At 57.3% G+C, this 26,986-nt stretch carries 25 protein-coding genes and 1 pseudogene; 7 read left to right on the plus strand and 19 right to left on the minus strand.

What is annotated here, in order from left to right:
- Positions 1–376 precede the first annotated feature (376 nt).
- A complete protein-coding gene (locus HGO38_RS21760) occupies positions 377–688 on the plus strand; it encodes a DUF736 domain-containing protein (protein WP_041699667.1) in 312 nt (103 codons plus the stop codon).
- 45 nt (positions 689–733) lie between these two features.
- Here the strand turns inward: HGO38_RS21760 and HGO38_RS21765 are convergent, their stop codons facing one another.
- The 6 genes from HGO38_RS21765 to traC all read right to left on the minus strand — a co-directional run bounded on the left by HGO38_RS21765 (position 734) and on the right by traC (position 4,373).
- Positions 734–1,012, minus strand: coding sequence for an HU family DNA-binding protein (locus tag HGO38_RS21765; protein ID WP_250958006.1), 279 nt, complete (start codon positions 1,010–1,012; stop codon positions 734–736).
- Between the two features lie 83 nt (positions 1,013–1,095).
- Complete coding sequence (locus HGO38_RS21770) at positions 1,096–1,362, minus strand: WGR domain-containing protein (RefSeq protein ID WP_250958007.1); 267 nt, start codon at positions 1,360–1,362, stop codon at positions 1,096–1,098.
- Between the two features lie 96 nt (positions 1,363–1,458).
- Positions 1,459–1,860, minus strand: a complete 402-nt coding sequence (locus tag HGO38_RS21775) for a thermonuclease family protein (protein WP_250958087.1) — start codon at positions 1,858–1,860, stop codon at positions 1,459–1,461.
- 48 nt (positions 1,861–1,908) lie between these two features.
- Complete coding sequence (traG, locus tag HGO38_RS21780) at positions 1,909–3,870, minus strand: Ti-type conjugative transfer system protein TraG (protein WP_250958008.1); 1,962 nt, start codon at positions 3,868–3,870, stop codon at positions 1,909–1,911.
- The gene (traD, locus tag HGO38_RS21785; RefSeq protein WP_250958009.1) at positions 3,857–4,072 is read right to left on the minus strand and encodes a type IV conjugative transfer system coupling protein TraD; all 216 of its coding nucleotides are present in this window, start codon (positions 4,070–4,072) and stop codon (positions 3,857–3,859) included. Before traD ends, traG begins: the two co-directional genes overlap by 14 nt.
- A gap of 4 nt (positions 4,073–4,076) precedes the next feature.
- Positions 4,077–4,373 (minus strand): conjugal transfer protein TraC, encoded by a 297-nt coding sequence (gene traC, locus HGO38_RS21790; RefSeq protein ID WP_250958010.1) that lies wholly within the window; start codon positions 4,371–4,373, stop codon positions 4,077–4,079.
- 255 nt (positions 4,374–4,628) lie between these two features.
- Here traC and traA point away from each other — a divergent pair, with 255 nt between their 5' ends.
- The 5 genes from traA to HGO38_RS21815 all read left to right on the plus strand — a co-directional run bounded on the left by traA (position 4,629) and on the right by HGO38_RS21815 (position 10,887).
- The gene (traA, locus tag HGO38_RS21795) at positions 4,629–7,931 is read left to right on the plus strand and encodes a Ti-type conjugative transfer relaxase TraA (RefSeq protein ID WP_250958011.1); all 3,303 of its coding nucleotides are present in this window, start codon (positions 4,629–4,631) and stop codon (positions 7,929–7,931) included.
- Between the two features lie 44 nt (positions 7,932–7,975).
- Positions 7,976–8,458: a conjugative transfer signal peptidase TraF gene (gene traF, locus HGO38_RS21800; protein WP_250958012.1), complete on the plus strand. Its 483-nt coding sequence runs from the start codon at positions 7,976–7,978 to the stop codon at positions 8,456–8,458.
- Positions 8,459–8,474: 16 nt separating this feature from the next.
- The gene (locus HGO38_RS21805; protein ID WP_250958088.1) at positions 8,475–9,647 is read left to right on the plus strand and encodes a conjugal transfer protein TraB; all 1,173 of its coding nucleotides are present in this window, start codon (positions 8,475–8,477) and stop codon (positions 9,645–9,647) included.
- Positions 9,644–10,270 (plus strand): TraH family protein, encoded by a 627-nt coding sequence (locus tag HGO38_RS21810; protein WP_250958013.1) that lies wholly within the window; start codon positions 9,644–9,646, stop codon positions 10,268–10,270. Before HGO38_RS21805 ends, HGO38_RS21810 begins: the two co-directional genes overlap by 4 nt.
- A gap of 308 nt (positions 10,271–10,578) precedes the next feature.
- Positions 10,579–10,887, plus strand: a complete 309-nt coding sequence (locus HGO38_RS21815) for a transcriptional repressor TraM (protein ID WP_250958014.1) — start codon at positions 10,579–10,581, stop codon at positions 10,885–10,887.
- A gap of 9 nt (positions 10,888–10,896) precedes the next feature.
- Here HGO38_RS21815 and traR (HGO38_RS21820) read toward each other — a convergent pair whose 3' ends face one another.
- From traR (HGO38_RS21820) to argH, 8 genes are all read right to left on the minus strand, one after another.
- A complete protein-coding gene (gene traR / locus HGO38_RS21820; RefSeq protein WP_250958015.1) occupies positions 10,897–11,601 on the minus strand; it encodes an autoinducer-binding transcriptional regulator TraR in 705 nt (234 codons plus the stop codon).
- A gap of 325 nt (positions 11,602–11,926) precedes the next feature.
- Positions 11,927–12,637: a cysteate racemase gene (gene cuyB, locus HGO38_RS21825; RefSeq protein ID WP_250958016.1), complete on the minus strand. Its 711-nt coding sequence runs from the start codon at positions 12,635–12,637 to the stop codon at positions 11,927–11,929.
- 99 nt (positions 12,638–12,736) lie between these two features.
- Positions 12,737–13,618 (minus strand): LysR family transcriptional regulator, encoded by an 882-nt coding sequence (locus HGO38_RS21830; protein WP_250958017.1) that lies wholly within the window; start codon positions 13,616–13,618, stop codon positions 12,737–12,739.
- Positions 13,619–14,013: 395 nt separating this feature from the next.
- On the minus strand, positions 14,014–15,663 hold the full coding sequence (locus HGO38_RS21835) for an ABC transporter ATP-binding protein (RefSeq protein WP_250958018.1): 1,650 nt from the start codon (positions 15,661–15,663) through the stop codon (positions 14,014–14,016).
- 124 nt (positions 15,664–15,787) lie between these two features.
- Complete coding sequence (locus HGO38_RS21840) at positions 15,788–17,353, minus strand: ABC transporter substrate-binding protein (protein WP_250958019.1); 1,566 nt, start codon at positions 17,351–17,353, stop codon at positions 15,788–15,790.
- Between the two features lie 46 nt (positions 17,354–17,399).
- Positions 17,400–18,290 carry an ABC transporter permease gene (locus HGO38_RS21845; protein ID WP_250958020.1) on the minus strand — a complete coding sequence of 297 codons (891 nt, stop codon included), beginning with the start codon at positions 18,288–18,290 and terminating at the stop codon, positions 17,400–17,402.
- Positions 18,256–19,176 (minus strand): ABC transporter permease, encoded by a 921-nt coding sequence (locus tag HGO38_RS21850; protein ID WP_284739512.1) that lies wholly within the window; start codon positions 19,174–19,176, stop codon positions 18,256–18,258. Before HGO38_RS21850 ends, HGO38_RS21845 begins: the two co-directional genes overlap by 35 nt.
- A 42-nt stretch (positions 19,177–19,218) precedes the next feature.
- Positions 19,219–20,688: an argininosuccinate lyase gene (gene argH, locus HGO38_RS21855; RefSeq protein ID WP_250958022.1), complete on the minus strand. Its 1,470-nt coding sequence runs from the start codon at positions 20,686–20,688 to the stop codon at positions 19,219–19,221.
- Between the two features lie 338 nt (positions 20,689–21,026).
- Here argH and HGO38_RS21860 point away from each other — a divergent pair, with 338 nt between their 5' ends.
- Positions 21,027–21,971, plus strand: a complete 945-nt coding sequence (locus tag HGO38_RS21860; RefSeq protein ID WP_250958023.1) for a LysR family transcriptional regulator — start codon at positions 21,027–21,029, stop codon at positions 21,969–21,971.
- A 317-nt stretch (positions 21,972–22,288) separates the two neighbouring features.
- Here HGO38_RS21860 and traR (HGO38_RS21870) read toward each other — a convergent pair.
- From traR (HGO38_RS21870) to HGO38_RS21890, 5 genes and pseudogenes are all read right to left on the minus strand, one after another.
- A pseudogene (traR, locus tag HGO38_RS21870) lies at positions 22,289–22,992 on the minus strand (autoinducer-binding transcriptional regulator TraR).
- A 138-nt stretch (positions 22,993–23,130) separates the two neighbouring features.
- Positions 23,131–24,366, minus strand: coding sequence for a D-amino acid dehydrogenase (locus HGO38_RS21875; protein WP_250958024.1), 1,236 nt, complete (start codon positions 24,364–24,366; stop codon positions 23,131–23,133).
- Between the two features lie 56 nt (positions 24,367–24,422).
- The gene (locus HGO38_RS21880) at positions 24,423–25,397 is read right to left on the minus strand and encodes an NAD-dependent epimerase/dehydratase family protein (protein ID WP_250958025.1); all 975 of its coding nucleotides are present in this window, start codon (positions 25,395–25,397) and stop codon (positions 24,423–24,425) included.
- Entirely contained in the window at positions 25,394–26,596 is a 1,203-nt protein-coding gene (gene kbl / locus HGO38_RS21885) for a glycine C-acetyltransferase (RefSeq protein ID WP_250958026.1), read from the minus strand. Before kbl ends, HGO38_RS21880 begins: the two co-directional genes overlap by 4 nt.
- Entirely contained in the window at positions 26,583–26,963 is a 381-nt protein-coding gene (locus tag HGO38_RS21890) for a RidA family protein (RefSeq protein WP_250958027.1), read from the minus strand. The genes kbl and HGO38_RS21890 overlap by 14 nt, the downstream gene beginning before the upstream one ends.
- Between the last annotated feature and the right edge of the window lie 23 nt (positions 26,964–26,986).

A 26,986-nucleotide genomic window follows, 5' to 3' on the forward strand; every position in this document is an offset into this window, starting at 1 on the left:
CAGAGCTTCACACCGAGCCGTTACCGGCTCCGCATGTCCGGGTAGGGAACGGCTGATGGAACAGCCGGTTTCTTCAGGCAATATCTCCTCCTGTGAAACAGAAACTCACGCGACTTGCAGGTCGCACGAAGACATTCTTTGCAAGGTCGATTCCGATTGTCAGCCTGGACATCCCGTTTCCTTTCCAACGTTTGATTGGTCCCTGCCGATATTCTCGGCGGTAGTGGTGGGGGTGTCCACATCATCAAGAAAGCCTCTCCTGGCCGTCCTCCTCTTCGTTTCGGCCCTTCAGGTGCAGGCCGATCGCCTCCGGTCCTATCGACTGCCATCGAGGCCGCGATGGACGCGGCTCGAACAACCGAAAAGGAACACGACAATGGCAACCATCGGCTCTTTCACCGCTTCCGGGAACGGCTTCTCCGGCACCATCAAGACCCTCAACCTCAACGTCAAGGCAACCATCCGCGCCGTCGAGCGCACATCCGAAAAGGGCCCGGACTACCGAATCCTCGCCGGGGCTACGGTCGAATTCGGCGCAGCCTGGAAAAAGACCTCGAACGAAGGCCGCGACTACCTCTCGGTCAAGCTCGACGACCCGAGCTTCCCGGCCCCGATCTACGCAACGCTGATCGAGGTCGAAGGCGAGGAAGGCCTCTCCCTCATCTGGTCCCGGTCGAACCGGGACTGATACTGGATGCCCCGCCCGCCAGAGCGGGGCTCTCCACGTCAGGGATCACTTGTTCAGTGCAACCTTGAGCGCCTTGGCAGGCGCAAAGGTCAGCTTCTTCGAAGCGGCAACCGTCATCTTTTCTCCGGTCGCAGGATTGCGACCCTCGCGCTCAGGCGATGCCTTCACCTTGAATTTTCCGAAGCCGGGGATCGAGGTTTCGGCGTCGGAGCCTGCGGCATCGGCGATCGCCTGAAACACGGCTTCTACGATGCCCTTGGCCTGAACCTTGGTCAGGCCGTTATCGGCTGCAATCTTGTCGGCGATTTCATTGGTGGTGGTCATGGAATTCCTCGCATCTTGTTGTCAAAGATAAAATCCGTGTCAGCTTATGACCGGATTGTCATCGGCGACGATGGGGCCGAGGATCAGATCCGTGGGATGTCCACAGGTCGTTTTGGCCGATAACCCCGTTTGCGCTTCTCGCGAAGGACATTGAGGAACAGGTTGATGGCCTGGCTCTCGTTGTCAAACAGATGCACCATCTGCTGTCCGCGCGTTCCGATCCGGCCCCAGGCGCGCACAAGCGAAACCTCGCCGAACAATGTCGGCTGAACAGCAAGCGCATAGAACCGCGCCATGTTTTTTTCCGGCGCGATACGCTCGACATAGAGGTGGTAGGGCTGCGTGATCATGCCGGCAGAATCGCGTGTTCGGAATCTGCCGTCCAATGACAGTTTTGAATCGGACTGATATCATCGATTCACATCTGTGATCCGTTGGTACCCGGATCATTCGCACCAACTCCGGCGTGATCCTTCCCACTTCCGAGCCAAGCCTTCGGCGACGAGAATATCCCCGACCGAGCGCCGGTCGCGGTAGACGATCCTGAGCTTGCGAAAAAAGCGGTCTTCTTCTCTGGCGGTCGTCTTGAACGAGAGCGGACCCGAATTAAGGATGTCGAGCAGACGCTGTTTCGCCGCAAGGCCACGCTCGCGTTCACGCTGGCATCGCGGCGGGCTTAGCTCCGGCGTGTCGATGTCGGCAATCCGGAGCTTTTCACCTCGAAACCAGAACGTATCACCATCCACCACGCAGGTGATCCGTTGCCCGCTTCCGCAAATTGAAAACGCGTCACGCGAGCTCTTCGGCTGCTGTGCCAACCCCGCTGATGCAACAAGGCAGATGACCATGGCGGATAGGGCTGCTACGGCGGGCAAAATTCTCAAATTACGGTCTCCTCAATTCTTAGGCGCGGGACCCGTCTCATTGGCTCCCGACCCTTTTTTGGCCTGCCTGTGAAACCGGTTTTCGCCGACGGACGCGCTCATATCCTTGCGTCTGAACCAAATGGCGCGACCGCAGCGCAACGGTGCATTGCCTGCAGTAAAAACGATCTGTTCGTCGCCGCGCATGCGCAGCACTTCGTGCGGCAGGATCAGCGGACGGCGCGTGAGTTGCTTCGACCGCGAGCGCGACGATCCCTTCATTCCGGAAGAGCGGTTCGTCTGGTCGACCTCGACCGTGGTGTCACCGCAGCGCTTGGAAATATACTCCGCGGTTTCTGGATCGTTGATCGCCGCAAACGAAATCCACGATGCGGACTCGAACCATTTCGAGCTGGCATCGCGGCCGCCATAGGCCTCGCGCATCTGGCCGATGGATTGAAAGATCAGCGCCAGGCTGATGCCATATTTGCGTCCAGCGTCGCGGGCGGTTTCCAAGATGCGCAAATAGCCAAGGCGCGCCACCTCATCAAGTAGGAACAAGGTGCGACCCGCGACCTCGCCATTTCGATTATAGATCGCATTGAGGAAGGAGCCGATGACCACCCGTGCCAGTCCCGGATGCGACTCCAGAACCTTCAGGTCAAGGGCGATGAAGATGTCTGTAACGCCGGTCGCCAGTTCGTCGGTCGAGAAGCTGTCGCCGGACACGAGTGCGGCATAGTTCGTATAGGAAAGCCAGTGTGTCTCCTTGACGGCATTGGCGTAAACGCCGCTGAATGTCTCCGGCGTCATGTTGACGAACACCGCGACGTTCTCGCGGACGAAGGTGGATTCCGACTGCTCGTAAATCCGCGTCAACCGCTCGCGCAGTTTCGGTTCGGGCTCGGATAGATTGGCGCGGACGCGACGTAGCGTCTGGTCCTTTGCGTCCGTGTATCCCGACAGGCAGACATCGGCGATCAGCGCGGTCAGCAGCTGCATGGCGGACGCGCGGAAGAAGTCGTCGCGTGCCGAAGCCGCCCGTGCGTTGTCAGTCATGATCCATGTCGCGACCGCGACGATGTCCTCCTCTTTCGTGCCACCGAACCGACCGATCCAGTCGAGTGCATTAAAGCCGGTCGCGGGGTTGGCGGGATCGAGCACGATCACTTTACGGCCGGCCATTCGCCTATGCTCGACGACCATCGGCGCGACCTCGCTGGAGGGATCAAGCACGACGAGCCCACCGCCCCATTTGAGCGCGGTCGGGATCGTGACCGACGTCGTCTTGAAACCACCGGAGCCGGCAAAGACGATACCGTGCGAGGAGCCGAACGAGCCATCGAAGCAGAGCAGCGGGGAATTGCCTCCTGCACCCCAGCTCTCCGGGTTGTCAGTGCGGAACGCCATCGCCGCGACACTGTCACGATCGACCCGGTATCGCTCACCGACGACGATGCCGCCCGCATCGGAAAACAGTTTCCCGGCCTCAGCCAAGCTCATCCAGTGGGCATCACCATGCACTGCCCGTTTGCCACTGACGCGCGTGGGCCCTCCTTGAGCAAACGCGGCGTTGCCTTTGATGGCGACTCGCAAGGCAAACACGGCGCTGAAGAATGCAGCGCTCGCGCCAAGCAGGGTCGCGGGATCGGCATAGGCGAGGACCGATTGTCCTGTCGGAACGCTGCCTGCGATGCCGGCGAGCCGGATTGCTTCCCGGGCGACTGCGATGAGGATGACTGTACCGTTCCCGGCAAGCACACTCAGCGCGGCTGCCTTGATATTGGCCGATCCATTTGCTGCGAACAGCGAGATGACGCCGATTGCGGCGGCTGCGATGTAGGGTAGGGCGAGACCGGCGCGGCCGAGGAAAAGCTTAACCTGCGCGCTCGTCCCCAGAGCCGCTAGCCGATGCTCCATACCCGTCGTCCCGAACATGACGACCAGCATGATGATTGCAGGAAGAATCCCGAGAAGCAGCCTATTCACCGTCATCGCCAAACGCCTCCGCACCGATGGATGTCAGGCGCAATCGCTCCGCCTCATTGCCCTTGATCCGGTTGCTCGCATCGATCAGAAGACCGAGCAGCAGCGCCCGTTTTTCGTATCGCAAGCCGGCCTTTACGATCAGGCCGCCGAGCTCGATCTTTTCGCGCGTGTCCTTTTTGCGCGCTTCTGTCGTCATCCCCTTCGCCATCCGATCAAGCCTCACCAGGCCCGCCCGCATCCGTGCCAGATGCGAGCGACGGGCGCGCATCGCGATCTGGCTTTTCACCAGGCCCATTCTCTTTTCCGGTCGTCGGTCCTTTGCCTCCGCGAAACCGCCCGGCAATTTCCTCGAAGGCAGCCTGAAGCTCGGACTCCTCGATTTCGATCTCACCAATGCCGGCCTTCAGCGCGATCCGCCCGATGCGTTCGGCCTCGCGTGTTTCAGCCGCTCTCAACTGTTCCTGCAATCTGGCGATTTCTTCCCTGATCTTCGACGATGGCTTCTTCATTCCGGATGCTCTCCTTAGAGTTTGGCGTTGCTGCTGTGACGCCAAACTTCTCCCGGATGCCCAGAAAAAGGAATCTGCAGATCTGCAGATCGCCAAGGGCGATGCTTTTGTGAATGATCCCGCCGTTCCGAAGGAATGGCTCCAAGGGCGCAATTATACGTCGGTGATGCGACGTGCTTGCTCATGGCCCTGGCGGGGCCGTCGTGGGGTCGTCGCCCCCGACGAACGAGATTCGAACCGGGAGTGTTTTACGCCGTGGCCATCGCCCATTTCTCAGCCAGCATTGTTAGCCGTGGTGACGGCCGCAGTGCCGTGCTGTCTGCGGCATACCGGCATTGCGCGAAGATGGAATACGAGCGCGAGGCCCGCACCATCGACTACACCCGCAAACAGGGCCTTTTGCACGAGGAATTTGTGCTTCCTGCGGATGCTCCGAAATGGGCACGAGCAATGATCGCCGATCGGTCGGTCTCGGGAGCGGTCGAAGCCTTCTGGAACAAGGTCGAGGCGTTCGAGAAACGCTCCGATGCGCAGCTTGCCCGCGACTTGACCATCGCACTTCCACTGGAGCTCACGCCGGAGCAGAACATCGCGCTGGTCCGGGATTTCGTGGAAAGGAACATCCTCGCCAAGGGTATGGGTGCCGATTGGGTCTACCACGACAATCCAGGCAATCCGCATATTCATCTGATGACGACATTGCGCCCGCTGACAGAAGAGGGGTTCGGCGCAAAGAAGGTCGCGGTGACAGGGAAAGACGCGCAGCCTGTCCGGACGAAATCCGGGAAGATCGCCTACGAGCTCTGGGCCGGCTCGACAGAGGATTTTAACAAGCTGCGTGATGGATGGTTCGAGCGTCAGAACCATCACCTGGCGCTGGGCGGCATCGATCTTCGTGTTGATGGCCGCTCCTACGAGAAGCAGGGCATCGGCCTGGAGCCGACCCTCCATCTCGGCGTCGGCGCCAAGGCGATCGAGCGCAAGGCCGAAAGCCGAGGCGTGCGTCCAGAGCTCGAGCGGATCGAGCTGAATGAGCAGCGTCGAAGCGAGAATGCCCGCCGTATTCTTCGCAGTCCGGGCATCGTGCTTGACCTGATCACCCGCGAGAAGAGCGTCTTTGATGAACGCGACGTTGCCAAGGTGCTCAATCGCTATATCGACGATCCCGGCATTTTTCAGCAACTGATGGCGCGCATCATCCAGACCCAGGATGTGCTCCGTTTGCAGCGCGATACGATCGACTTTACTACCGGTGGCAAGGTGCCGGCCCGCTACACGACGCGGGCGATGATCCGGCTGGAGGCGACCATGGCTCGGCAGGCCATGTGGCTGTCGGGTAAGGAGTCGCACAGCGTCACACCCGCTGTCCTCGATGCAACGTTCCGCCGTCACGCGCGGCTGTCGCAAGAGCAGAAGGCGGCCATCGAGCGCATCGCGGGGTCTGCCCGGATTGCAGCCGTCGTCGGTCGCGCCGGTGCTGGCAAGACCACGATGATGAAGGCTGCCCGCGAGGCGTGGGAACTGGCCGGATATCGCGTCGTCGGTGGCGCGCTTGCCGGCAAGGCGGCAGAGGGTTTGGAAAGGGAAGCAGGGATCCTGAGCCGCACGCTGGCGTCGTGGGAGCTGCGCTGGAAGAAGGATCGCGACACGCTCGATGCCAGGACGGTGTTCGTTATGGACGAGGCCGGCATGGTCGCATCCAGGCAGATGGCCGGCTTCGTCGAAGCCGTTGTCGAGTCAGGCGCCAAGCTCGTGCTGGTTGGCGATCCCGAGCAGCTTCAGCCGATCGAGGCGGGGGCTGCCTTCCGCGCCATTGTTGATCGTATTGGATACGCTGAGCTGGAGACTATCTATCGCCAGCGCGAGGACTGGATGCGCAAGGCCTCGCTTGATCTCGCGCGCGGCAATGTTGGCGAAGCGCTCGCCGCCTATCGTTCGGAGGGCCGGGTGCTTGGCTCGGAGCTGAAGGCTCAGGCTGTCGAAAACCTCATTGCCGACTGGAACCGCGACTACGATCCGGCAAAGTCCATGTTGATGCTGGCGCATCTGCGTCGCGACGTCCGCATGCTGAACGTGATGGCCCGGGGAAAACTTGTCGAGCGCGGCATCCTCAGTGAAGGCCATGCCTTCAGGACCGCCGACGGTATCCGCCATTTTGATGCCGGCGACCAGATCGTCTTCCTCAAAAACGAAGGCTCGCTTGGCGTCAAGAATGGCATGATCGGCCGTGTCGTCGAGGCAGCGCCAAATCGCATATTGGTCGTCGTCGGTGAGGGGGAGCAGCGGCGTCAGGTGTCCGTCGAGCAGCGCTTCTACAACAATCTCGATCACGGCTATGCCACGACGATCCACAAGAGCCAGGGCGCAACGGTCGATCGGGTGAAGGTGCTGGCAAGCCTCTCGCTCGATCGTCATCTCACCTATGTCGCGATGACCCGCCACCGCGAGGATCTGGCACTCTATTACGGCAGCCGTTCCTTCTCCAAGGCCGGCGGTCTGACGGAAATCCTGTCGCGCAGGAATACCAAGGAGACCACGCTCGATTACGAGCGCGGCTCGCTCTATCGCCCTGCACTCGCCTTTGCCGAAAACCGCGGCCTGCACATCGTCCATGTCGCCAGGACCCTGCTGCGCGACCGGCTCGACTGGACTTTGCGCCAGAGCTCGAAACTTGCCGATCTGGCTATCCGTCTTCGAGCCGCGGGGACAAGTCTCGGCCTGCTGCAAGCTCTGAAATCGCAAACGAACAAGGAGGCCCGCCCGATGGTGTCAGGCGTAAAACTGTTCCCGGTACCACTGAGCGACGCCGTCGATCGCAAGGTTGCCGACGATCCCGCTGTGAAGAAACAATGGGAGGAGGTGTCGACGCGCTTCCGCTATGTGTTCGCCGATCCAGAGACCGCCTTCCGGGCCATGAACTTCGATGCGGTCCTCGCCGACAAACAGGGTGCTTCGCAGACGCTCGACAACCTTCCGGCCGAGCCCGCGTCGATCGGACCGCTCAAGGGCAAGACCGGCATTCTCGCCAGCAAGTCTGACCGAGAGGCCCGCCGCGTCGCGGAGGTCAACGCTCCCGCGCTGCAGCGCGACATCGAAACTTACCTTCGGATCCGCGAGACGGCCACGCAGCGGATAGAGGGTGAAGAGAAGACGCTGCGCCAGCGCGTCTCGATCGACATCCCGGCGCTGTCGCTGGCGGCTCGATCCGTGCTGGAACGCGTGCGCGACGCGATCGACCGCAACGATCTCCCTGCCGCGATGGCTTACGCGGTCAGCAATCGCGAAACCAAAGCCGAGATCGACAGATTTAACAAGGCGGTGGCCGAGCGGTTCGGAGAGCGGACCCTGCTGACCAACACAGCGCAGAGGCCTCAAGGTCAGCTCTTCGACAAGCTCTCAGAGGGGCTGGCACCCCAAGAGAAGGCGCGGCTGAAAGAAGCCTGGCCGGTGATGCGCACAGCCCAGCAGCTCGCGGCCCATGAACGCACAGTGGCAACGCTGAGCCAAGCCGAGGACCTGAAGCTCGCTAAGCGTCAGACGCCGGTGATCAAGCAGTGAGCAGGCGAGGGGTGATTGCGTTCGTCACTGCGAGCGCGAGCGTCATGGCTGCTTTTGCAGCGATCGGGCTCATCGGTGGCATCAGGCTGAACCTGACGCCGAGCGAACCGCTAGGTATCTGGCGTATCGAGACGGTTAGTAGAGCTCCAAGCGTTGGCGATCTCGTGTTCGTCTGCCCTCCATCCACGCCGCAATTTGAAGAGGCCCGGCAGCGTGGCTATGTCCGGCACGGACTGTGTGCTGGCGGTTTCGCGCCGCTTATCAAGACCGTTGCAGCGCTTCCCGGCCAGCGCGTCGCGATTGGCGACACTGTCGCGATCGACGGCACAGTTCTCGACGCGTCTCTCATCCGCGAGAACGACGGGCAGGGCCGTCCGATCATTCCCTATTCCGGGGGCATCGTGCCGCCAGGACACCTGTTTCTCCACTCATCCTTTGCGAGCTCCTATGACTCCCGATATTTTGGACCGATCCCGATCTCTGGGCTCCTCGGCCTTGCCACGCCGATCCTCACCTTCGGGCCATGACCGCTTGCGTGGGGCGATCCTGATTGGGCTGTCGGTCGCGGTGGGCGCGGTCGCCTGGAGCGGAAACATGGTGACCCTCCCGGTCGCGATGTTCTTTCCATTGCTTTGGGCCAAGTCGCCATCACGCGTGATCGCGGCTGCCGTGTCGGCGGCATATTTCCTCGCCGCATCCAGGGGTTTGCCGCAGGGTGTCGCGAACTTCTATGCCGCAGATCTCTGGCCCGGCCTTTTGCTTTGGGCGACGGCCTCAGTGGGCTTTACCCTAGTGCATGCCGTCCTCTGGATAGGGCATTCGGAAAAGAGAAGGGGCGTGCGGTATCTGCTCGCCATGGTGCTGACGGGTGTGCCGCCCTTCGGGATTGCCGGCTGGGCGCATCCGCTAACTGCGGCTGGCGTCCTGTTCCCGGGTTGGGGCTGGTGTGGTCTTGGAGCGACCGCGATCCTGTTGGTCGTCATGACCGGTCGACGGTGGCAAATCGCGGTCGCAGTCCTGTTTGGACTATACGCCTGGTCCGCCACGGACTGGACGCAGCCAAAGGTACCAGACACCTGGAAAGGGGTCGACCTTGCGCTCGGGCAAAATCTCGGTCGAGACGGCGCCCTGCGTTATCATCGTGACTTGATTGCAACCGTTCTTGCGGAGGGCGAAGAGGCCCGTTTCGTGGTTCTGCCTGAGAGCGCGCTTGGCTTCTGGACGCCGACCGTGGCGCGACTTTGGCAAGATGGCTTGCGAGGATCTGGCATTACCGTTATCGCCGGCGCCGCTGTCATCGATGCGGCCGGCTACGACAATGTCATGGTGGCTATTTCGGATGCTGAGGCCCGTATCCTCTATCGCGAGCGCATGCCGGTCCCGGTGTCGATGTGGCGGCCTTGGCGGTTCTGGATGGGCCAGGGCGGCGGGGCGCGCGCCCATTTTTTTGCCAATCCGGTCGTCGATGTCTCGGGCATGCGGATCGCACCGCTGATCTGCTACGAGCAACTGATCCTTTGGCCAATCTTGCAGTCGATGCTTCAAGCTCCCGACATCATCGTGGCGAGCGGTAACGGCTGGTGGACATCAGGCACGACGATCACCGCCATCCAACAGGCGAGCGCCCGAGCCTGGTCGCGGCTGTTCGGCGTGCCGATCGTCATGGCTTTCAATCAGAACAGCGTTCACTCAGAATATCGGGGAATGACAAGATGATTGATGCGGCCCTTATCCAGCAATGCGCCGACAAGGCTCTGAAGCCTGAGATCGTCGAGATGTTCATCGAGCGGGCGGGGTCGCAGGATCCGCTTGCCGTAACGGTACGCTCCGGCAGCCGTATTGTGTTGGTGCCGAAACCCACGACGCCGGACGAAGCCTTGGCCCTGATCCGTGACAACCTCGGCCGCAATACCGTGCGTTTCGGCATCACGCAGTATCCTGCCGGGCTCGGCATCATCGAGGCCGGGGAAATGAAGCCGGACCTAATCGAACCTTGCCAGAACATCCGTATGGGCACGGCACTGTTCGCCAAGGTGTACCGCGTCGTCACCAAATGGTATGGAAACCCGACAGCGAAAGAGGTCCTGCCACAGGTGTTCGACGACGCGATCATCGCCTGGCAGACGGGGTATTTCGAGGGGACAGCTGTCTTTCGGGTGGAGGATCCGGGTGAGGTCAAGCTCGCCGAGCCGGAGCCGGCCCAGCGCGATGGCGCAGATAGCCGGTCCGGCCTTCCTGAAAATGAAGCCGAACCGGCGGTGCCAGCCGAGGCTGTTGCATCCGATGCGAACAAAGCGGGGATCCGGATCGACTTGACGGGAATTGGAGGAAGACCTTGAAGTATCTGCAGATCTGCAAAGTGATTGTTTTTCCATCGCTCTAGCGAAAACAACATCTGCCCTCTATAAGGGCTGACAGGGCAGTACGCGCTGTCCCGGGGTGTGGAAACCTCTATCTGGCGGTTGGTGTCGGCCGATACGACACCAAAATCCTCTGGCCATTGGCCGGTGGGCCTGCGACGTATGTCCAGGTGCTCCGGTGCTAAAGGTCGCAGGACTGTCCAGGTACAGTTTCCAACCCCCGGCTTGGGATCAGAGTTGCGTTTGCGGGGGCGTACCGCAGACAATTTCTCAGGGTTGGATCACCTATGGATTTGAAAGATTCAGCAGTCTCGGACACATGTGAACTCCGCCCGGTGATCGGGCTCACGCGCGGACTGCCAAGCTCAGACATCGAGACGTTGGCAGTGAATGCCATCCGGCTTCACAGGCAGCTCGTTGAAAAGGCAGATCAACTGTTCCAGGCATTGCCGGACGACTACAAGACCGGAACAGCTGCCGGGGGTGCGCAGCATCTCGAATACATCGAGGCGATGATCGAGATGCATGCACAGATGGGCGCGGTGAACACGCTGGTCGGGCTTCTGGGTTATATTCCGAAGGTTTCGGTCAACTGATGTCGCCGCTCAGATAAGTCCGGCGCGGATGGCGAGCGCGACGAGATGCGGCATCGTATGGATGCGAAGGCGCTTCCTTGTCTCTTCGAGCTTGCTCTTCACCGAGTTGTATTTGACCCCTTCAAGATCTGCCGTTTCCTCCATGGTTTTGCCAACGGCAATCCATTGAAGATAAGCGGCTTCTTTGGGATCGAGCGAGGCTGGATGCTGTTCGCTCGGCGTCAGGGACAGGAAGCACATACGGGTATGGAGTTGCCCAACGGTTGCAGCGGCAGAAACAGCATCGATATCTCGCTCAAGGTCGATCACCGTCTTTTCCGATGCCAAAGTGAACATCGACATTGACCCGTTTGCAGCCTTGATCGGAATGGTAATACCGGAGCAGATTCCGAAGTCGGCGGCCTGTGCGTAGAAGGCACGCTCGGCCTTGGAGAGACGCGGCCGTTCCTGGTCCGCACTCCAGGTAAAAGCCAGTTTCAAGGACTTTGAGCGTTTGACGACTGGATCGACTGCCTCATAGTTTCGCTGAAAATAGGTCGAGCGCCATTCCGGATGATAGTTGGACGCGGCGATCGTATGGCCTGGCCGGATATAAAGATAAGCGTATCCGCCAAAGCCGGCCTGGTCGGCGAAATCCGCAAGTGCTTGCTTGAGGATGCTCTCGTCGCCCTGTGTTGCGGTGAGATCGGTCAGCTTGTCCAGCCAGTCTTGCATGTGTCACTCCGTTTTGGTGATCAGGTGGAACAGGTCACGAGAGCCCCTCGACGTTTATTATTATATGCGCTCAGAAATAAAACAGAGATCGTATAAATGTAATTGTGTAACTTACACGTTTATCGATTGGTAGAGAGAGCACCCGAAGTCAAACCGCTAACTCGATCCTACAACGGCGACTCACATCGTAATGAACAAATGCAGTTACTGCACTTATAGGCTGCAAAAATCGAAATTGTTTAGCCGTTGTTCCCGCTTTGCTTGAGTTTTGAAAGGCGGCTCATTCAGATTTCGCCGCAAATACTGCAGAAAGGTGCGGAACTCGCTAAATCACACTAAGCTTGACCGGTTCGAGCCCCGCCGCCTGAATGCAGGCTCGTGCTAATGCCTTTGTGGGATCGACAAGAAATGGCGCAAGATCGCTCGAAATGTCGGCAAGTGCTAGCGGTATCTCCGTGCATGCCATGGCAATGACGGTACAGCCGGCATCCATCAGTAAACGGGCCTGCACACTCAGGATCTTGGATGCGAGAGCCAGTTGGCCAGCCTTGACCAGACGTATTGCATGCATGACATCTGACTGTGAATGCAGGGCCGGCGCTACATAGCCATAGCCACGGTTCAAAAGCCGTGTCTGATACACCCCCGCCTGTATCGTACCGGTCGTCGCGAGGATCCCGACAACGCCATTGTTGCACCGGGAGGATTCGAACTGGTCTACAACTGCGTCGACGATATGAAGGATTGGAAGCTTAGTTTCTTTCTGCAAGGCAGCGTGCCAGTAGTGAGCCGTGTTGCAGGGGATGGCGATGATGTCCGCTCCGCACCGCTCTAAGCCGACCAAGGCTTTCTTCATGTGAGGATACGGATCTTCGCCGGTCCCGATGATAGCAGAAGAGCGGTCAGGCGTATGCGAGGCCGAAGACACGATCGTTTCGATATGATCCTGATCGCAGGAGGCCGGAGTATTTTCTATAAGTTTCGTCAGAAAATCCACGGTCGCGAGGGGACCCATGCCACCAAGAACACCAAGCATTATATACTCTCCGTTGTTAGGAGAGGATGCGGTTAGGTGAGGGCAAAAATCCAATGCTGTGTCGGAAGCGCCTATTCTAAATTTACATAGATTTGGAAGCTATCTGGAACTGGCGGACTGAGCTGCTCGCCATACTTTCTCAACAACTGGCCGGGTCCGTCTGGCGTTGCGATAGAGGCGAATCTCTAGCGGTATATCGGCCGAAAGCGAGAGAAGTGTACTGTCGGCCAGTTCTTGTTGCACAAGACTTCTTGGCAGCCATGCGAGACCGTGCCCCTCGATGGCCATACGCTTCAACGCGTCGGCCATAGAATTTTCGTTCGTGTGGGCGACGCGGATTGCGGGGATGCCTCCCTGTGCGTGAGCGAAGGTAGCCACCCGACCGAGAAATGAATTTGCGGCGTAGCCGAGCAATGGGAATGCACCAGCGTCCCCGCCGCGTTCAAGCGCTGGACTGTAGACTGCCGTGAAATCGTCTCTGCCAACGACAATGTAAGGATACTGATCGGAGTCCAGAGGCACCGGAACACTGGGATGGTGATAGGTTAGGAGAAAATCATATCCTCCTTCGACGAGGGCTTGGAGACAGTTATGATAATCATCCGGCAAAAGCCGGCTGTCTACTGGCCCCACTTCCGTCTCTATTTGCCGGAACCATGCGGGAAAGAATACCAGTGACAATGTATGCAAGGCCGCTATCGAAACCATCTGCATGTTTGGCCGAGATTTTGCCTGAAAATGATAGCGGCTTCCGTGCAGCATTCTCAGCGTTTCTTCTGCAGTTTCTAAAAACTGCAGCCCGTCCTCGGTCAGAGCCGTAGGATATGTACTGCGATCGATTAACACGACGCCCAGCCATTGCTCCAAACCTTGTATTCTACGACTGAACGCCGATTGGGTCACGTTCCGTTCCGCCGACGCTTTTGAGAAGCTATGAGTTTTTGCCAGACATAGGAAGTCCTCCAGCCATTTCAACTCCATTCACCTTCTCCTGCTTGATCGGCGAACCCCCAATCTTATGTAAAGATTGGTTTTTGTATAAGTACTCGCTGTGAACCGAGCGCACAGCGTGTTCCAGTTGGGCATTCTACGGACCTGCGGATTACAGCGACAAGCGGCATCCGCCACGCTCGTTTCCTATCTCGCATATGGGCACGCTTCTGCTGTGGTGGTAGACGCGCTTTGCTTGGAGAAAGGCCTTGCCGAACTCGTACTTGATCTTCGTTGACGGGCGGCACAGAAGCTCGCTTAGATCTTAACGCTATAAGCGCTTACCAAACCGCAGCGGCTAGCCCGTACCAGCTATGCAATGGGCGGCGCTCTACATGACGCATTTAAAACATGCCACGAGCGCCAAGACGTGAGTAAAGTACCGCTCAAAATATTGTTTCTATAGCTGGATCCGCGACGACATCGAACGCAGCCTTGAGAAGAGCTTTTGTGTAAGGCTCCTGGGGAGCGTTGAAGATATCTTTAGCACTTCCGCGTTCAACGACTTTGCCGGATTTCATCACGATGACTTCTTCGCAAAGCGCCTTTACCACCTTGAGATCGTGGCTGATAAACAGATAGGCGAGGTTGTGTTTTCTCTGCAGGTCCCGAAGCAAATCGATGATCTGCGCTTGTATCGACATATCGAGAGCAGATGTCGGCTCATCGAGAACAACAAATTTGGGCTTGAGAACCATTGCTCGTGCAATTGCAATGCGCTGCCGTTGACCCCCAGAAAACTCATGCGGGTAGCGCTCCTGAACGCTTGGATCAAGCCCGACTTCGACAAGAATTGATTCAATCATCCTCTGCCTCTCTGCTGCAGACGACCCGATCCCGTGGATGCGCAACCCTTCGCCGATAATGTCTGAAACCGATTTGCGAGGGCTCAGGGAGCCATAAGGATCCTGGAATACGACCTGAATTTCCCGCCGGAGGGCTCGCAGTTCTTCCTTGCCGAGCGCTCTAAGGTCCATGCCGTGATAGCTGATTGAGCCCTGACACTCGATGAGCCTCAGGATGGCGCCGCCAAGAGTGGATTTTCCCGAGCCACTCTCTCCAACAACGCCTACAGTCTGCCCCTGCCTAACTTTCAGATCAATGCCATCGACGGCTCTGACATGGGCGACCGTACGGTGCAGGAACCCGCCCCTGATATTGAACCAAACCTTCATGTTTCGCGCTTCGAGGATGACAGGTGCATCAGCAGCGGCGAAAACGGGTTGACCCTTTGGTTCTGAATCGAGGAGTTGGCGTGTATAAGCATGTTGCGGACGCTTGAAAATATCCGCCGTATCGCCGGTTTCAACGATCTCTCCTTTGTTCATGACGCAGACGCGGTCAGCGACCTTGCGTACGACACCCAGATCGTGAGTGATAAGAAGCATCGCCATGCCAAAACGCTTTTGTAGGCTGGCTAGCAACTCCAGGATTTGTGCCTGGACGGTCACATCGAGAGCCGTCGTAGGCTCATCCGCGATCAGAAGATCCGGCTCGTTCGCAAGCGCCATTGCAATCATTATACGCTGGCGCTGGCCGCCAGACAGCTCGTGTGGATAGGCATTCATCCGCTTTTCGGGAGTTGGCAGGCGCACGAGCGTCAGGAGTTCGATGATACGCTCGCGTGCCTTTTTGCCGCGAATGTTCTTGTGTATCGCTAGAACCTCGCCGATCTGTTTCTCGACAGTCTGAAGCGGATTGAGAGAGGTCATAGGCTCTTGAAAGATCATTGCGATCCTGTTGCCTCGGATCTTCTCCAGATCTTTTTCCGTAGCGCCCATCAACTCCCGGCCGTCAAAACAAATGCTCCCGGCCTGCTCATTAGAGACGGCATATGGAAGGAGTTGGAGGATGGAGAGCGCCGTGATTGACTTGCCTGAACCAGATTCACCCACGAGAGCCAGAGTTTGTCCTCTGCCGAGCTGGAGGCTGATACCTCGCACCGCCGCGATCGTGCTATCCGGCGTGCGAAAATCAATGCGAAGATCCTTAATCTCCAGCAAAGTTTCCGTGGGCTTGGGATATGCCATGTCCATCGTCTTTCCTATCCGCAACATAGGGCGTCGGAACGAAACGGTCCGGATGCCATTCAGCTTTGTTGAGGCCTGGCGGATCACTCGATCCACCAGACGCTCTCATTTGCACGCGAGGGTTCAGAGCCTACGGCTTGGTAACCTGGTCGAACCTAACGGCTTCGTCGCTATAAACCTGCAGGCCCTTGAGCCCCTTAGCGACGCCGATGAGTTGGACTTGGTCGAAGAGCACGAGGGCCGACGGATTGTCGTTCCAGACGATGTTCTGAATGTCACCGTAGGTCTTAATACGTGAGGCGTATTCGAGATCGCGCGACGCCTTGTCGAGGAGAGAGTCGACTTCGGGATTATTATAACCCGACAAATTGGAGTCGCTCTTACTGGAGAGTTTCCGACGCAAGCGCCAATCGGCGTTTGTGATACTGGTGCCAAGCATCCACAGATTTGCATCGTCGCTACCCTTGCCCGTGCCCTTGCCGGGTTCCGGGCGATAAAGCGTCTTTTGGTAGCTTGCCCATTCCCAAACCTTGAACTCGGTCTCAAAGCCCAGATCGTTGAGGCTGCCCTGCACGACTTCGGCAACGGTCTTGTCCTTCATGTAGCGCCCGGCAGGCGTCCAGATGACGATCTTCTCCTTGAAGCCATTGGGATAGACTTCCGCAATCAGCCTGCGAGCTTTCTCGAGATCGTAAGGATAGGCGGTCTGCTTGGCGCGCCCCTGGACCCCCTCAGGGAAAATCCCCTCCGGCGATTTGCCGTAACTCTGGAGGATCGTCTTGATGAGAGCATCACGATTGATGGCGTAGTTTACAGCCTGCCTCACGCGCGGATCGTTGAAGGGAGGTTTGGTCGCGTTAAGGTCGAACGAGATCTGGAAGGAACTCGGCTCTACCACGAGATCAGTTGCTTTATGCTGCTTGATTTCGTCGGCCGATTCCGGTGCGAGACCCAGAGCGATGTCGGCATTTCCCGTCTCAAGCTCAATAACACGAGCACTGCCTTCAGGCACAGGGCGGAAGGTAATCGTGTCTGCCTTTCCGGCCGCATCGAAATAATTTGGGTTGCGTTTAAGAACGACTTTTTGCCCCGGAATCCACTCCGACAGGCTGTACGGGCCCGTGCCAACTGGGTTTCTCGAATAGGCGCGACCGCTCTTTCGAACAGCATCTGGGCTGCTGATCGATGAATACGGTTCCGCCAGGACCTCAAGCAGCGTCGGCGATGGCTTCTTGGTGGTAATCTCCACGGTTACGTCGTCTATGACGGTAACCTGGGCAATGTCCTCAAATAGCGAGCGGTTGGGCGAACCGAGCACCGGATCGTTGATCCGGTCGAGGTTAAATTTTACCGCTTCCGCATTGAATTCGGATTCATCCTGAAATTTTACGCCTTTGCGCAGTTTGAAAGTCCACTTCAGACCGTCAGCGGATTTACTCCAGGATTCTGCCAAATCCGGCACGATCTCGCTGAGTTTTGTGTCCTTCCACCGCACAAGCTTATTGAAAATGTGACCATAAACGACCTGAGACGGTCTGTTGCGCGCCACGGCGGGGTCTAGCGTATCAACGTCCGACCCCTGAACCACGCGTAGATCGAATTCCGCCCGTGCTGCAGTCGTCACGGTGGTTGTGCTAACCAGTGCTATGCTGAGCGTCAGGCAGCACCGGCGTGTCAATGTCAGAATATTTGGCATCGTTTCCCTCTTTCTTATCTGGTTAATTATGCTGGCAGTCGTGTCGTCACATCGCTTTGCGTGAACGTGGGTCAATGTAGTCCCGTAAGGCATCCCCGATGATGTTGAAGCTCAGGATCACGAGAAATAGAGCAATGCCGGGTGCCAAGATCACGTGCGGATGGCTTGGGAATTGGGCGCGCGACGCGGCGATCATCGCTCCCCATTCCGGGGTTGGCGGTTGAGGGCCAAGTCCGAGAAAACTCAGACCCGAGCCGATAAGGATCGCTTCTGCGAGAGACAGAGTGCTCTGAATGATGATCAGGGACATGGTGTTGGGAAGAATGTGGGAAAAAAGAATACTTGAATCCCTTGCTCCAAGCGATTTTGCCGCTGTCGTAAACTGGCGACGCTTTAGCGCGAGCACCGGTCCTCTAAAGAGGCGGACGTTGGCCGGTATCGTCGATATACCGATTGCGAGCGTCAGGCTGAGAATGCCAGGTCCGAATATCGTGACGATGATAATGGCCAGCAGCGTGCGGGGAAATGCTATCATTCCGTCGATGAACCGCATGACGAGGCTTGTAAACCAATTCTCGTAGTAGCCGCAGAGCAGTCCGATCACAACGCCGATCACCATTGCGATTGCGACGCTGACCAAGGCGACGACAAGCGTGATGCGCGCTCCCCAGACCACGCGCGCCAGCATGTCTCTACCAACTTCATCAGTCCCTAGCGGATAGGCTGCACTCGGTGAAAGAAGTACGGTACTCAGGGAAACCCGGGTCGTTGCGTCCCAATCGTAAAGCCAGGGAGCAAAAAGGGCAGCCAGCACAAACACGGCAGCAACCGCAATCGCTGCGATAGCGACGTAGTTTTTCCGGCCGATCAAATATCCGAACAGCCCTTGGGACTTTTTATGCTTATGCATAGGAGATGCGGGGGTCGAGAATGCCATAGATCACGTCCACAAATAGGTTGATGATGACGACAGCGGCGGCGAAGACGAGAATTGTCCCTTGGATGACGTAGATGTCTCGCACCATGATCGCCTCGACCATGTAACGACCCATGCCGGGCCAGGCGAAAACCGTTTCGACGATCGCCGCTCCACCTAGAAGCCGGCTAAAATCCAAGCCGAGTACGGTGACGATCGGAATCGACGCATTTCGCAGTGCATGGCGATAGGTTACTTTCCACCACGAAAGTCCTTTGGCGCGGGCGGTGCGTATAAAGTCCTCTGTCAGCACCTCGAGCATGCTGGAGCGAGTGAGCCGTGCGAACGTGGCGACATAGGGCAATCCAAGGGTCAGGCTCGGGAGTACCAAGTGGGCCCAAGTTCCGCGGCCGGTCGGCGGAAGCCAGCCGAGCATGGAAGCAAAGACCAGCATCAGCATCAGCCCGAGGAAAAATCCGGGCATGGATATCCCCAGGACGGCTATGCCAGTCACAAAGCGATCGGCCGGGCCGGACGGATTAAGAGCCGAAAAGATTCCGAGTGGGACGCCGACCAGAACTGCAATCAGCATACCGGCAATGGTCAGCTCGAGCGTTGCCGGGAACGTCCTGGCAATGCCTTCGGTGACCGGACCAAGGGTCTGAAACGATTCCCCCAGGTCGCCCTGAAGCAGTTTGCTGAGATAGATGCCGTATTGGTGGGTCAAAGGTCTATCGAGACCATAATTGACCCTTATCTGCTGCACATCGGCTTCAGTCGCATCTGGCCCAGCCGCCATCCGGGCAGGGTCGCCGGGAATTAGGTGGAGCACAAGGAATACGGCAACCGAGACCCCAAGCAGCATGGGTATCAGCATGACAAGGCGCCGAAAAATATAACTTACCATAGTGCTGCACCTCTCTTGCGGTTGGTTCGACAGTTCTTGTCGTCACGCGACATGTTTCATCGGGTTGATCCGGACGGCGTGCTCAAGGTTTTCGTCAGCTTGGTCGAGCTGGGTTTGGCGTTCCGTCAAGAGCTTGCGCAGGTCGGCGAGAAGGCGTTTTTGATCCTCAAGCATCGATGCCACGCAATCCCGTGCAGGCCCACCCTTCACGCGCCGACGGGCGACGCTTCTTGCCGGGTCGAGAGATTCGCGGAGTTCATTTTCCGATATGTCGGAAGCGCGGCCCAGCACCTCAGCTGCAATACCGTTAACCAGGTCCGGCGTGATGTCAGCCGTGCCACGCAAGCCGCGTTCATGGCATTCGCGGACGAGCAGGCCAGTGATTTGGTGTGCAGCGCGGAAGGAAAGCCCATGCGTGGTCACATAGGAATCGGCGAGTTCCGTCAATGTCGAGTAGTTGGCCGACGCCTTGTCCATAAGTGTATCGCGTCGGAACTGTAGTCCGCGCACAACAGCGCTGGTCAGCTCGAGGATTGCCTCCGTCTGCTTTAGGGCTTCACCCAGTCCAGCGGTGCTTTCGCTTCCAACTTCTCTCCCGTGGCTGTAGGCTGCACCGCGTTGGGCTGCTAACGAGCCGGCTAGCGCGCCGTAGAGATGGCTGGCTTTCGCTTTCAGATGTTCGATCGGACTTGGGTTCTTTTTCTGGGGCATAATGCTGCTCGTGCCGGCGATCGCGTCGTCGATGCCGATAAAACTGAACTCGGGCGTGTACCATATATGCAGATCGGCGCTGAACCGGCTGATGGTGGTTGCCACCATTGCGAAACCGAACAGGAGTTCCGGCACGTAGTCACGTGACGCAACTGCATCAAGTGAGTTCTCCACCAGTCCGTCAAAGCCCAGCAAAGCTGCTGTGCGATCGCGGTCGATTGGGTATGTCGTCGTCGCCAAAGCGCAGGCTCCAAGCGGCGACAGGTTGATGCGGGGATAACCATCGATCAGCCGCTGCGCGTCACGCAGAAGCGCTTGGGAAATGGCCGAGAGATAGTGGCCGGCAGTTATCGGCTGGCCAGGCTGAAGATGGGTATAGCCAGTCATCACAGTATCGAGCTCGCGACCGGCCAGCGCGACGATGTCAGTGATCGCGTCGAGCAAAAGGTGTGACATCGTAATGCTGTAACCGCGCACCTTCATACGCTGTATGGTGGCATAGAGATCGTTGCGGCTGCGCGCGGTGTGCAGGCGCCCACCAATTTCTGCGCCAATTTTGCCGATTAGGGCATGTTCGAGGTTGAAGTAAAGATCCTCGCGCTCCGCGTCCAGCTCGATGGCATCGACGCCCTGTCGGTCTAACCATGCAATACCTCCCAGCAGCGTTGATCCGTCAGAGGACGATAGAACGCCGGTCTCCACCAGCATGACCACATGCGCCTTGTTGATCCTCGACATCTGTACGAAGTCGGGTTCAAGGTTGCCGAGCAGGCGAGGGTCGATCAGATGTTTTCTGATCATCTCACTTGGCGCTGAATTTAATCTCTCTCTCACGAAATCTGATCCTTACGATATCATGGCCGGAAGTCGGATCCGGTCGGATGGGAAGACTCGCACGCTGCAACGCAATATTTTTGTGCAGGGGTCGGATATGTCTAAAAAACATTCTCATCCGAAATCGAAACTTCTCAAGCCTACACAAGGCTATGTCGCCATGTTCAAATGTTATGCTAAAATTCCGGGAGTGATTTTCAATGGGTAGTGAGGGGAGGTACCTCGCAACTGGTCATAGGAGCTTGCTCAGGTGCGATTGTCGGCTGCATTATGAGCGTTTCAATGAATAAGGATCTTTGGACTACATGCAGCTTCAGCCCAAGCAATTAAAAGCGTTCCTCGCCGTCATCGAGGCTGGTGGTATGTCGGCGGCAGCAAAAGCGATGGGTATAACACAGCCGGCAGTCAGCCGTCTGATCTTCGATCTTGAGAAAACGCTTGGCTTCCGTCTGTTCGAACGGTTGAATAACCGGGTAATTCCAACGACCGAAGCCAGGTTGTTCCTCGAGCATGTAGAACACTGGCATATCGGACTCGACAACATTGGTGATGCGGCGGACGGGATCCGGAACTCCGGAATCGGTCGGATATCGCTCGCTGCTATGTCAGGCCTGTCGTTTGGACTGTTGAACAAGATTATCGGCGATTTCCTGAGCGACCGGCCGAATGTGTCCTTCGCGCTTGAGGTCGGAAACTCCAGCACGACGCTGCGTTTGATCAGCACATTCAAGGTGGATGTGGGGCTGGTGCAATGGAGGGCGGAAAGCCAGTCGGTCAACCTGATTAAGCTGCCGCCGTTTGCGGCTGTTTGCGTGATGCACGCCGATCATCCACTGGCTTCGCGAGACCAGATAAGCGTCGAGGACCTTCAGGGGGAAGAACTGATTTCGCTTCACCGCGAAAACCCGTTGCGGATCCGTACCGATGCCGCGCTCTTGACGGCAGGAGTTTCAGTCATAAGACGAATAGAGGCCTCTACGGCGGCGAGCATTTGCGAACTTGTGGCGCAGGGGTTCGGCGTTGGGATCATCAATCCATTCCTGTCGAACGTTGGCGGCAGCACGTTGGTCCACAAGCCGTTCACGCCAGTTTTACCCTACGAAATTGCTGTAGCACTTCCAAAGCACAGGACCAGACCTAAAATTGTCGAAGAATTCGTTAAGCATCTTATTTCAGAACTCAAGAACTATGCGGCAGATCTGCCTGCCCGCAGCGCAATTGGTGAAAAGTCGGCAAGTAAGCCGCTTTGAGACATTTACGATTGGTGTTTTTGGGTGTTCGCGTTGTTCTCAACGAACATCAATTATGGCGTCAATGGCGTCGCCGATCGAGCGACTGAAAAGTTGTCTCTAACCCGCATCCCGTAACCTACTTTCAATAAGGAGCCCGCTCTGGTCCATAATCGGATGGGCAACGGAGATGGTATGGGCGTGAAGCATGCACAGATGAGCGCCGTCAACACGCTCGTAGGGGTTCTCGGGTACGTTCCCAAGATGGCCACGAACTGATCCGTTTTTTGGGTCAAGCCTGGTGCGCCAACAGATCGAGCGGGGTCGGCCACCGTCTCTCAGTTCAGCTTTCTACGAATCGCGAGCGCGGTGAGATGGGCCTTGCTCCGGACATCGAAGCGCTTTATAGGCTCGCGAAGCTTGGCACGGACGCTGTTGCATTTGATGCCCTCGACGTCAGCAATCTCCTCCATCAACATGCCGGCAGCGATCCATTGAGATAGGTCGCCTCTTTCGGATCGGGCCAGGCGGCATCTTCCACGGTCGGAGTTGTTTGAAGGAACGAGATGCGGGCATGGAGCTGTCCGACGGCGGCGGCCGCTGCGACCGGGTCGATCTCACGGTCGAGATCGATTGCTGGCCTTTCCGACGCTAAAGTGAACATCGACATCGAGCCGTTGGCAGTTTTGATCGGAACGGTGACCCCGGAGCGGATGCCGAAATCGGCAGCATGTGCGTAGAACGCACGCTCTTCTCTCGATAGCCTCGCGCGATCCTGTTCGCCGGACCACGCGAAGACGTGCTTCCTGGACTTCGCGCGTTTGACGACCGGATCGAGCTTGTCGAATTTCTTCTCGAAATACGTCGACCGCCACTCGCGATGATAATTGGTAACTGCGATGATATGCTTGTGCTGGATATGCAGATAGGCGTAGCCGGCGAAGCCGAAATGTTGGGTCAGGTCGGAAAGGCCCTGCGTGAGGATGCTTTCATCGCCGTGTATCGCCGCAAGATCGGTCAGCTTGTCCAGCCAGTGCTGCATTTTTTCACTCCGTTTTTGGTGGTCAGGTGGAACAGGTCACGAGAGCCCCTCGACGTTTATTATAATATGTGCTCAAAAATCAACCATAGATTGCATAACGCATCTTATGGAACTTTGACTTGTCACTAGGTTGGTCATCTATGAGTTGTTTTTGATGAGTGAATGTTCCACCAAACCTGTCAGCTTTGGAGCCGTTGCAGCTGATAGGGTCCAACCGAGATGGCCGTGTCCCGTATTATAAAATACCCGTGGGTTTTTTCCCTGTCGAACTTGTGGCAACATATCTGGCATCATGGGACGAAGTCCCGCCCAGGGCGTGACTCTAGACGTGTTGATCTCAAAGTTTTTTCGCGTCCAATCCACAAGCGGTTCTATCCGGTCGGCGCGAATATCGCGATTGTAGCCGTTGAACTCCGCAGTGCCGGCCACTCTGAAGCGATCACGACCCAGGCGGCTGGTTACGATCTTGGCGCTTTCATCCAGTAGGCTGACCCAGGGAGCGCCCTTAATGCTGTCAGCGTCGTCTAGATGAACGGTAATCGAATATCCTTTAACCGGATATATGTTGAGGCGGTCTCCAGCCATTCTAGCGAGCGCTCGACTTCCGACGCCGGCACAAACGACGATTGCGTCGCCATGTAGGTAGTCTACTGTGCCGTTTTGCCCCTCCTGCTGATAATAGACCTCAGCCCGATCCCTTGTCTTGATGGCCGTTACCGAGACTCCGTGGACAAATTTTACGCTACGGCGTTCACAAGCGTTGGCTAGACCACGTGTGAACTTGTGAATATCGCCGGTCGAGTCAGAGGGGGTATAAAATCCGCCGAAATATTCTCCCCTCAGCGACGGCTCGATCTTGTTGATCTCGGCGTTGGTGACGGGATACCTCTCGAGGCCTCCTTCAACCAACAGATTATTGGCCTTGCTCGCGACCGCGTATGATTTGCTGTCGTGGTAGAAATGCAAGATTCCACGCTCCTCGAGGTCGAACTCGATGTTTTCCGCTTCCGCGATCCGAAATAGATGCTTTCGTGATTCCAGTGCGAGCCTGACGGTGGTCAACGTATTCTCGCGGTAATTCCGAATGGCGCCGGTGAATTCAGCAAGCCAGGAATATTTGTGGAACGTCGGCGTGGGATTGAGCAGAAGTGGTGCATCTTTCGACAACATCCACCTGACGCCCTTCGCAATCGTCGAAGTACTGTTCCATACCTCCGCGTTACACGCGGAAAGCTGACCACCATTCGCAAAAGAAGTCTCCATCGCGGGATAAAGGTTGCGGTCAAGAACCGTCACTTGGTGGCCAAGCTCGATCAGTGCGTATGCCGAGGTCACGCCTGAAATGCCAGCTCCAATGACAATGATATGCGCCATCGATAATTCCATTTTTAAGGGGACGGAACCGAAGTGCCTGTATGGAGGCGGCGAGCTTACGCCGAGGCGGAAACAGCTGGATCGCTCTTCAGATGGGCAAGATTTTTCAACATGTCGGTGACGATCTCGGAAAGCCCGAATGCCGGCTTCCATAGCCAGTCGCGTTTGGCGGCGTTGTCGTCGATCGAGTTCGGCCACCCTTCCGCGATAGCTTGTCGGAAATCCGGCTTGTATTCGATTTTGAACGATGGAACCTGGCGCTTGATTTCGGCCGCAATCTCGCGGGGTGTAAAGCTTACGCCGGCTAGGTTATAGCCACTGCGTTTGCTTATGCGCTCGGCAGGAGCTTCCATCAGTTCCATGGTCGCCCTGACGGCATCTTCCATGTACATCATCGGGAGAGGTTCGTCCTCCTTCAGGAAGCAAGTATATGTTTCCTGCCTGATTGCCGAACGGAAGATATCGATCGCGTAATCGGTGGTGCCTCCGCCAGGCGCAACCTTATAGGAGATCAGACCTGGATAGCGAATGCTTCGAACATCCACACCGTGATTTTCGAAGTACCACCGGCACCACCCTTCGCCCGCCAATTTCGATATGCCATAAACGGTCGTTGGCTCCATGATTGTGCTTTGTGGGCTTTTGCGTTTCGGCGTAGTGGGACCGAATGCGGCAATCGAACTTGGCCAAAAAACTTTATCGAGCTTGTTCTGGCGCGCCACTTCGAGGACGTTTAGCAGGCCGCACATGTTCAGGTTCCATGCCCATTCCGGCTGCCTTTCGCCTGTTGCGGACAGCGCCGCAGCCAGATGATAAATCTGAGAAATGCCGTGCCCCTCGACGATGGCTTTCAACTGATCCATGCTCGTCACGTCGAGTTGTTCGTGCGCGATATGGGAATGCCGTCCTTCGGACATGACGTCGCTGGTCATGACTCGATCCGGCCCGAACCGATTGCCGAGCGCTTCCGCAAGTTCAGTGCCAAGCTGGCCATTTGCGCCGATGATCAGGATTTTGGGTGCAGTGGTCATTGGATGATCTCCAGCTCCTTTCCGGCGGTCTCAAATGCGGACAAAGCCTCTGAAAGGTCCTGCTCGCTATGGGCGGCGCTTAGTTGCACGCGGATGCGCGCCTGCCCTTTCGGCACGACAGGATAAAAAAAGCCGATCACATAGACACCCAAATCCAGGAGGCGGGCGGATAGTTCTTGTGCCTTGCGGGCATCGTAGACCATGACGGGAACAATCGGATGGTCGCCTGGCTTGACGTCGAAGCTCAGCTTCTCCAGACCGCGACGGAAGAACTTTGCGTTCGCCTCCAACTTGTCTCGTAAAGAGGTATCGCTTTCGAGGATGTCGAGGACTTCGAGGGATGCTCCAACGATCGACGGTGCAACGGTGTTCGAAAAAAGGTAGGGACGAGAGCGCTGCCGCAAAAGCTCGACCACCTCCTTTTTGGCACTTGTGAACCCGCCGGAAGCGCCGCCCAGTGCTTTGCCCAAGGTACCGGTGATAATGTCAATCTGGCCGAATACGCCGCGAAATTCATGCGAGCCGCGGCCGGTCTTGCCGAGAAATCCGCTGGCATGGCATTCGTCTATTCCCAGTAATGCCCCGAACTCATCGCAGATTCCGCGGATCTTATCGAGCTGGGCTATTGTCCCATCCATTGAGAAGACGCCGTCGGTAAAGACAAGTTTGAACCTTGCGCCAGCCGCATTCGCCGCCTCGAGCTGGGCACGGAGGTCGGCCATGTCGTTGTGCCTGTAGCGAAACCGCTTGGCTTTGCTAAGCCGAACCCCATCGATGATCGATGCGTGGTTAAGCTCGTCGCTGATAACCGCATCCTCTGCACCTAGAAGGGTTTCGAACAGGCCACCATTGGCATCGAACGCGGAGCCATAGAGGATCGTATCCTCCATGCCGAGAAAGATCGACAGACGGCGCTCGAGTTCTTTATGGGCGTCCTGCGTACCGCATATGAAGCGGACCGAGCTCAAGCCAAATCCACGGTCGGATAGTGCTTGGCTTGCGGCGAGGAGAACCTTGGGATGAGAGGACAGGCCGAGATAATTGTTGGCGCAGAGGTTGATGACCCCATCTCTGCCCGAAGTATTGATTCTGCTGCCTTGCGGGGTCGTGATGATCCGCTCGGACTTGTACAATCCCGCATCGCGGATACCTTCCAGTTCCGACCGGACTTTGCTGTAGAAGGATTCAGCCGTTACCATGGCGAGCTCCATCAGCTACCGCTGCGGTAATGATGATTTCGACCAGAACGTCCGGCGCACCCATTTCGCATTGGGCGGTCGCCCGCGTTGGAGCCGAATTCGGTGCGGTCCAGGCGTTCCAGACTTCATTCATTCCGTCGAAATCGCGTGCCAGGTCCTTGATCCAGATCTGCGCCGTGAGCACGCGGCTCTTGTCCGTGCCAGCCTGTGCGAGGAATTCTTCGATCTTGGCGAGGGTCTGCTTCGTCTGGCCCTTTATATCCTGGCTCCGGTCGTCGGCGGTCATGCCGCCAACAAAGACCATGCCGTTGTAGACCACGGCGCGGCTGCGACGCTTGTCAGTCTCGATGCGGACGATATTGCTCATGGAATATTCTCTTTCTTCGTTGG

The organism is Rhizobium sp. CG5 (assembly GCF_023701945.1).
GTDB lineage: Bacteria > Pseudomonadota > Alphaproteobacteria > Rhizobiales > Rhizobiaceae > Allorhizobium.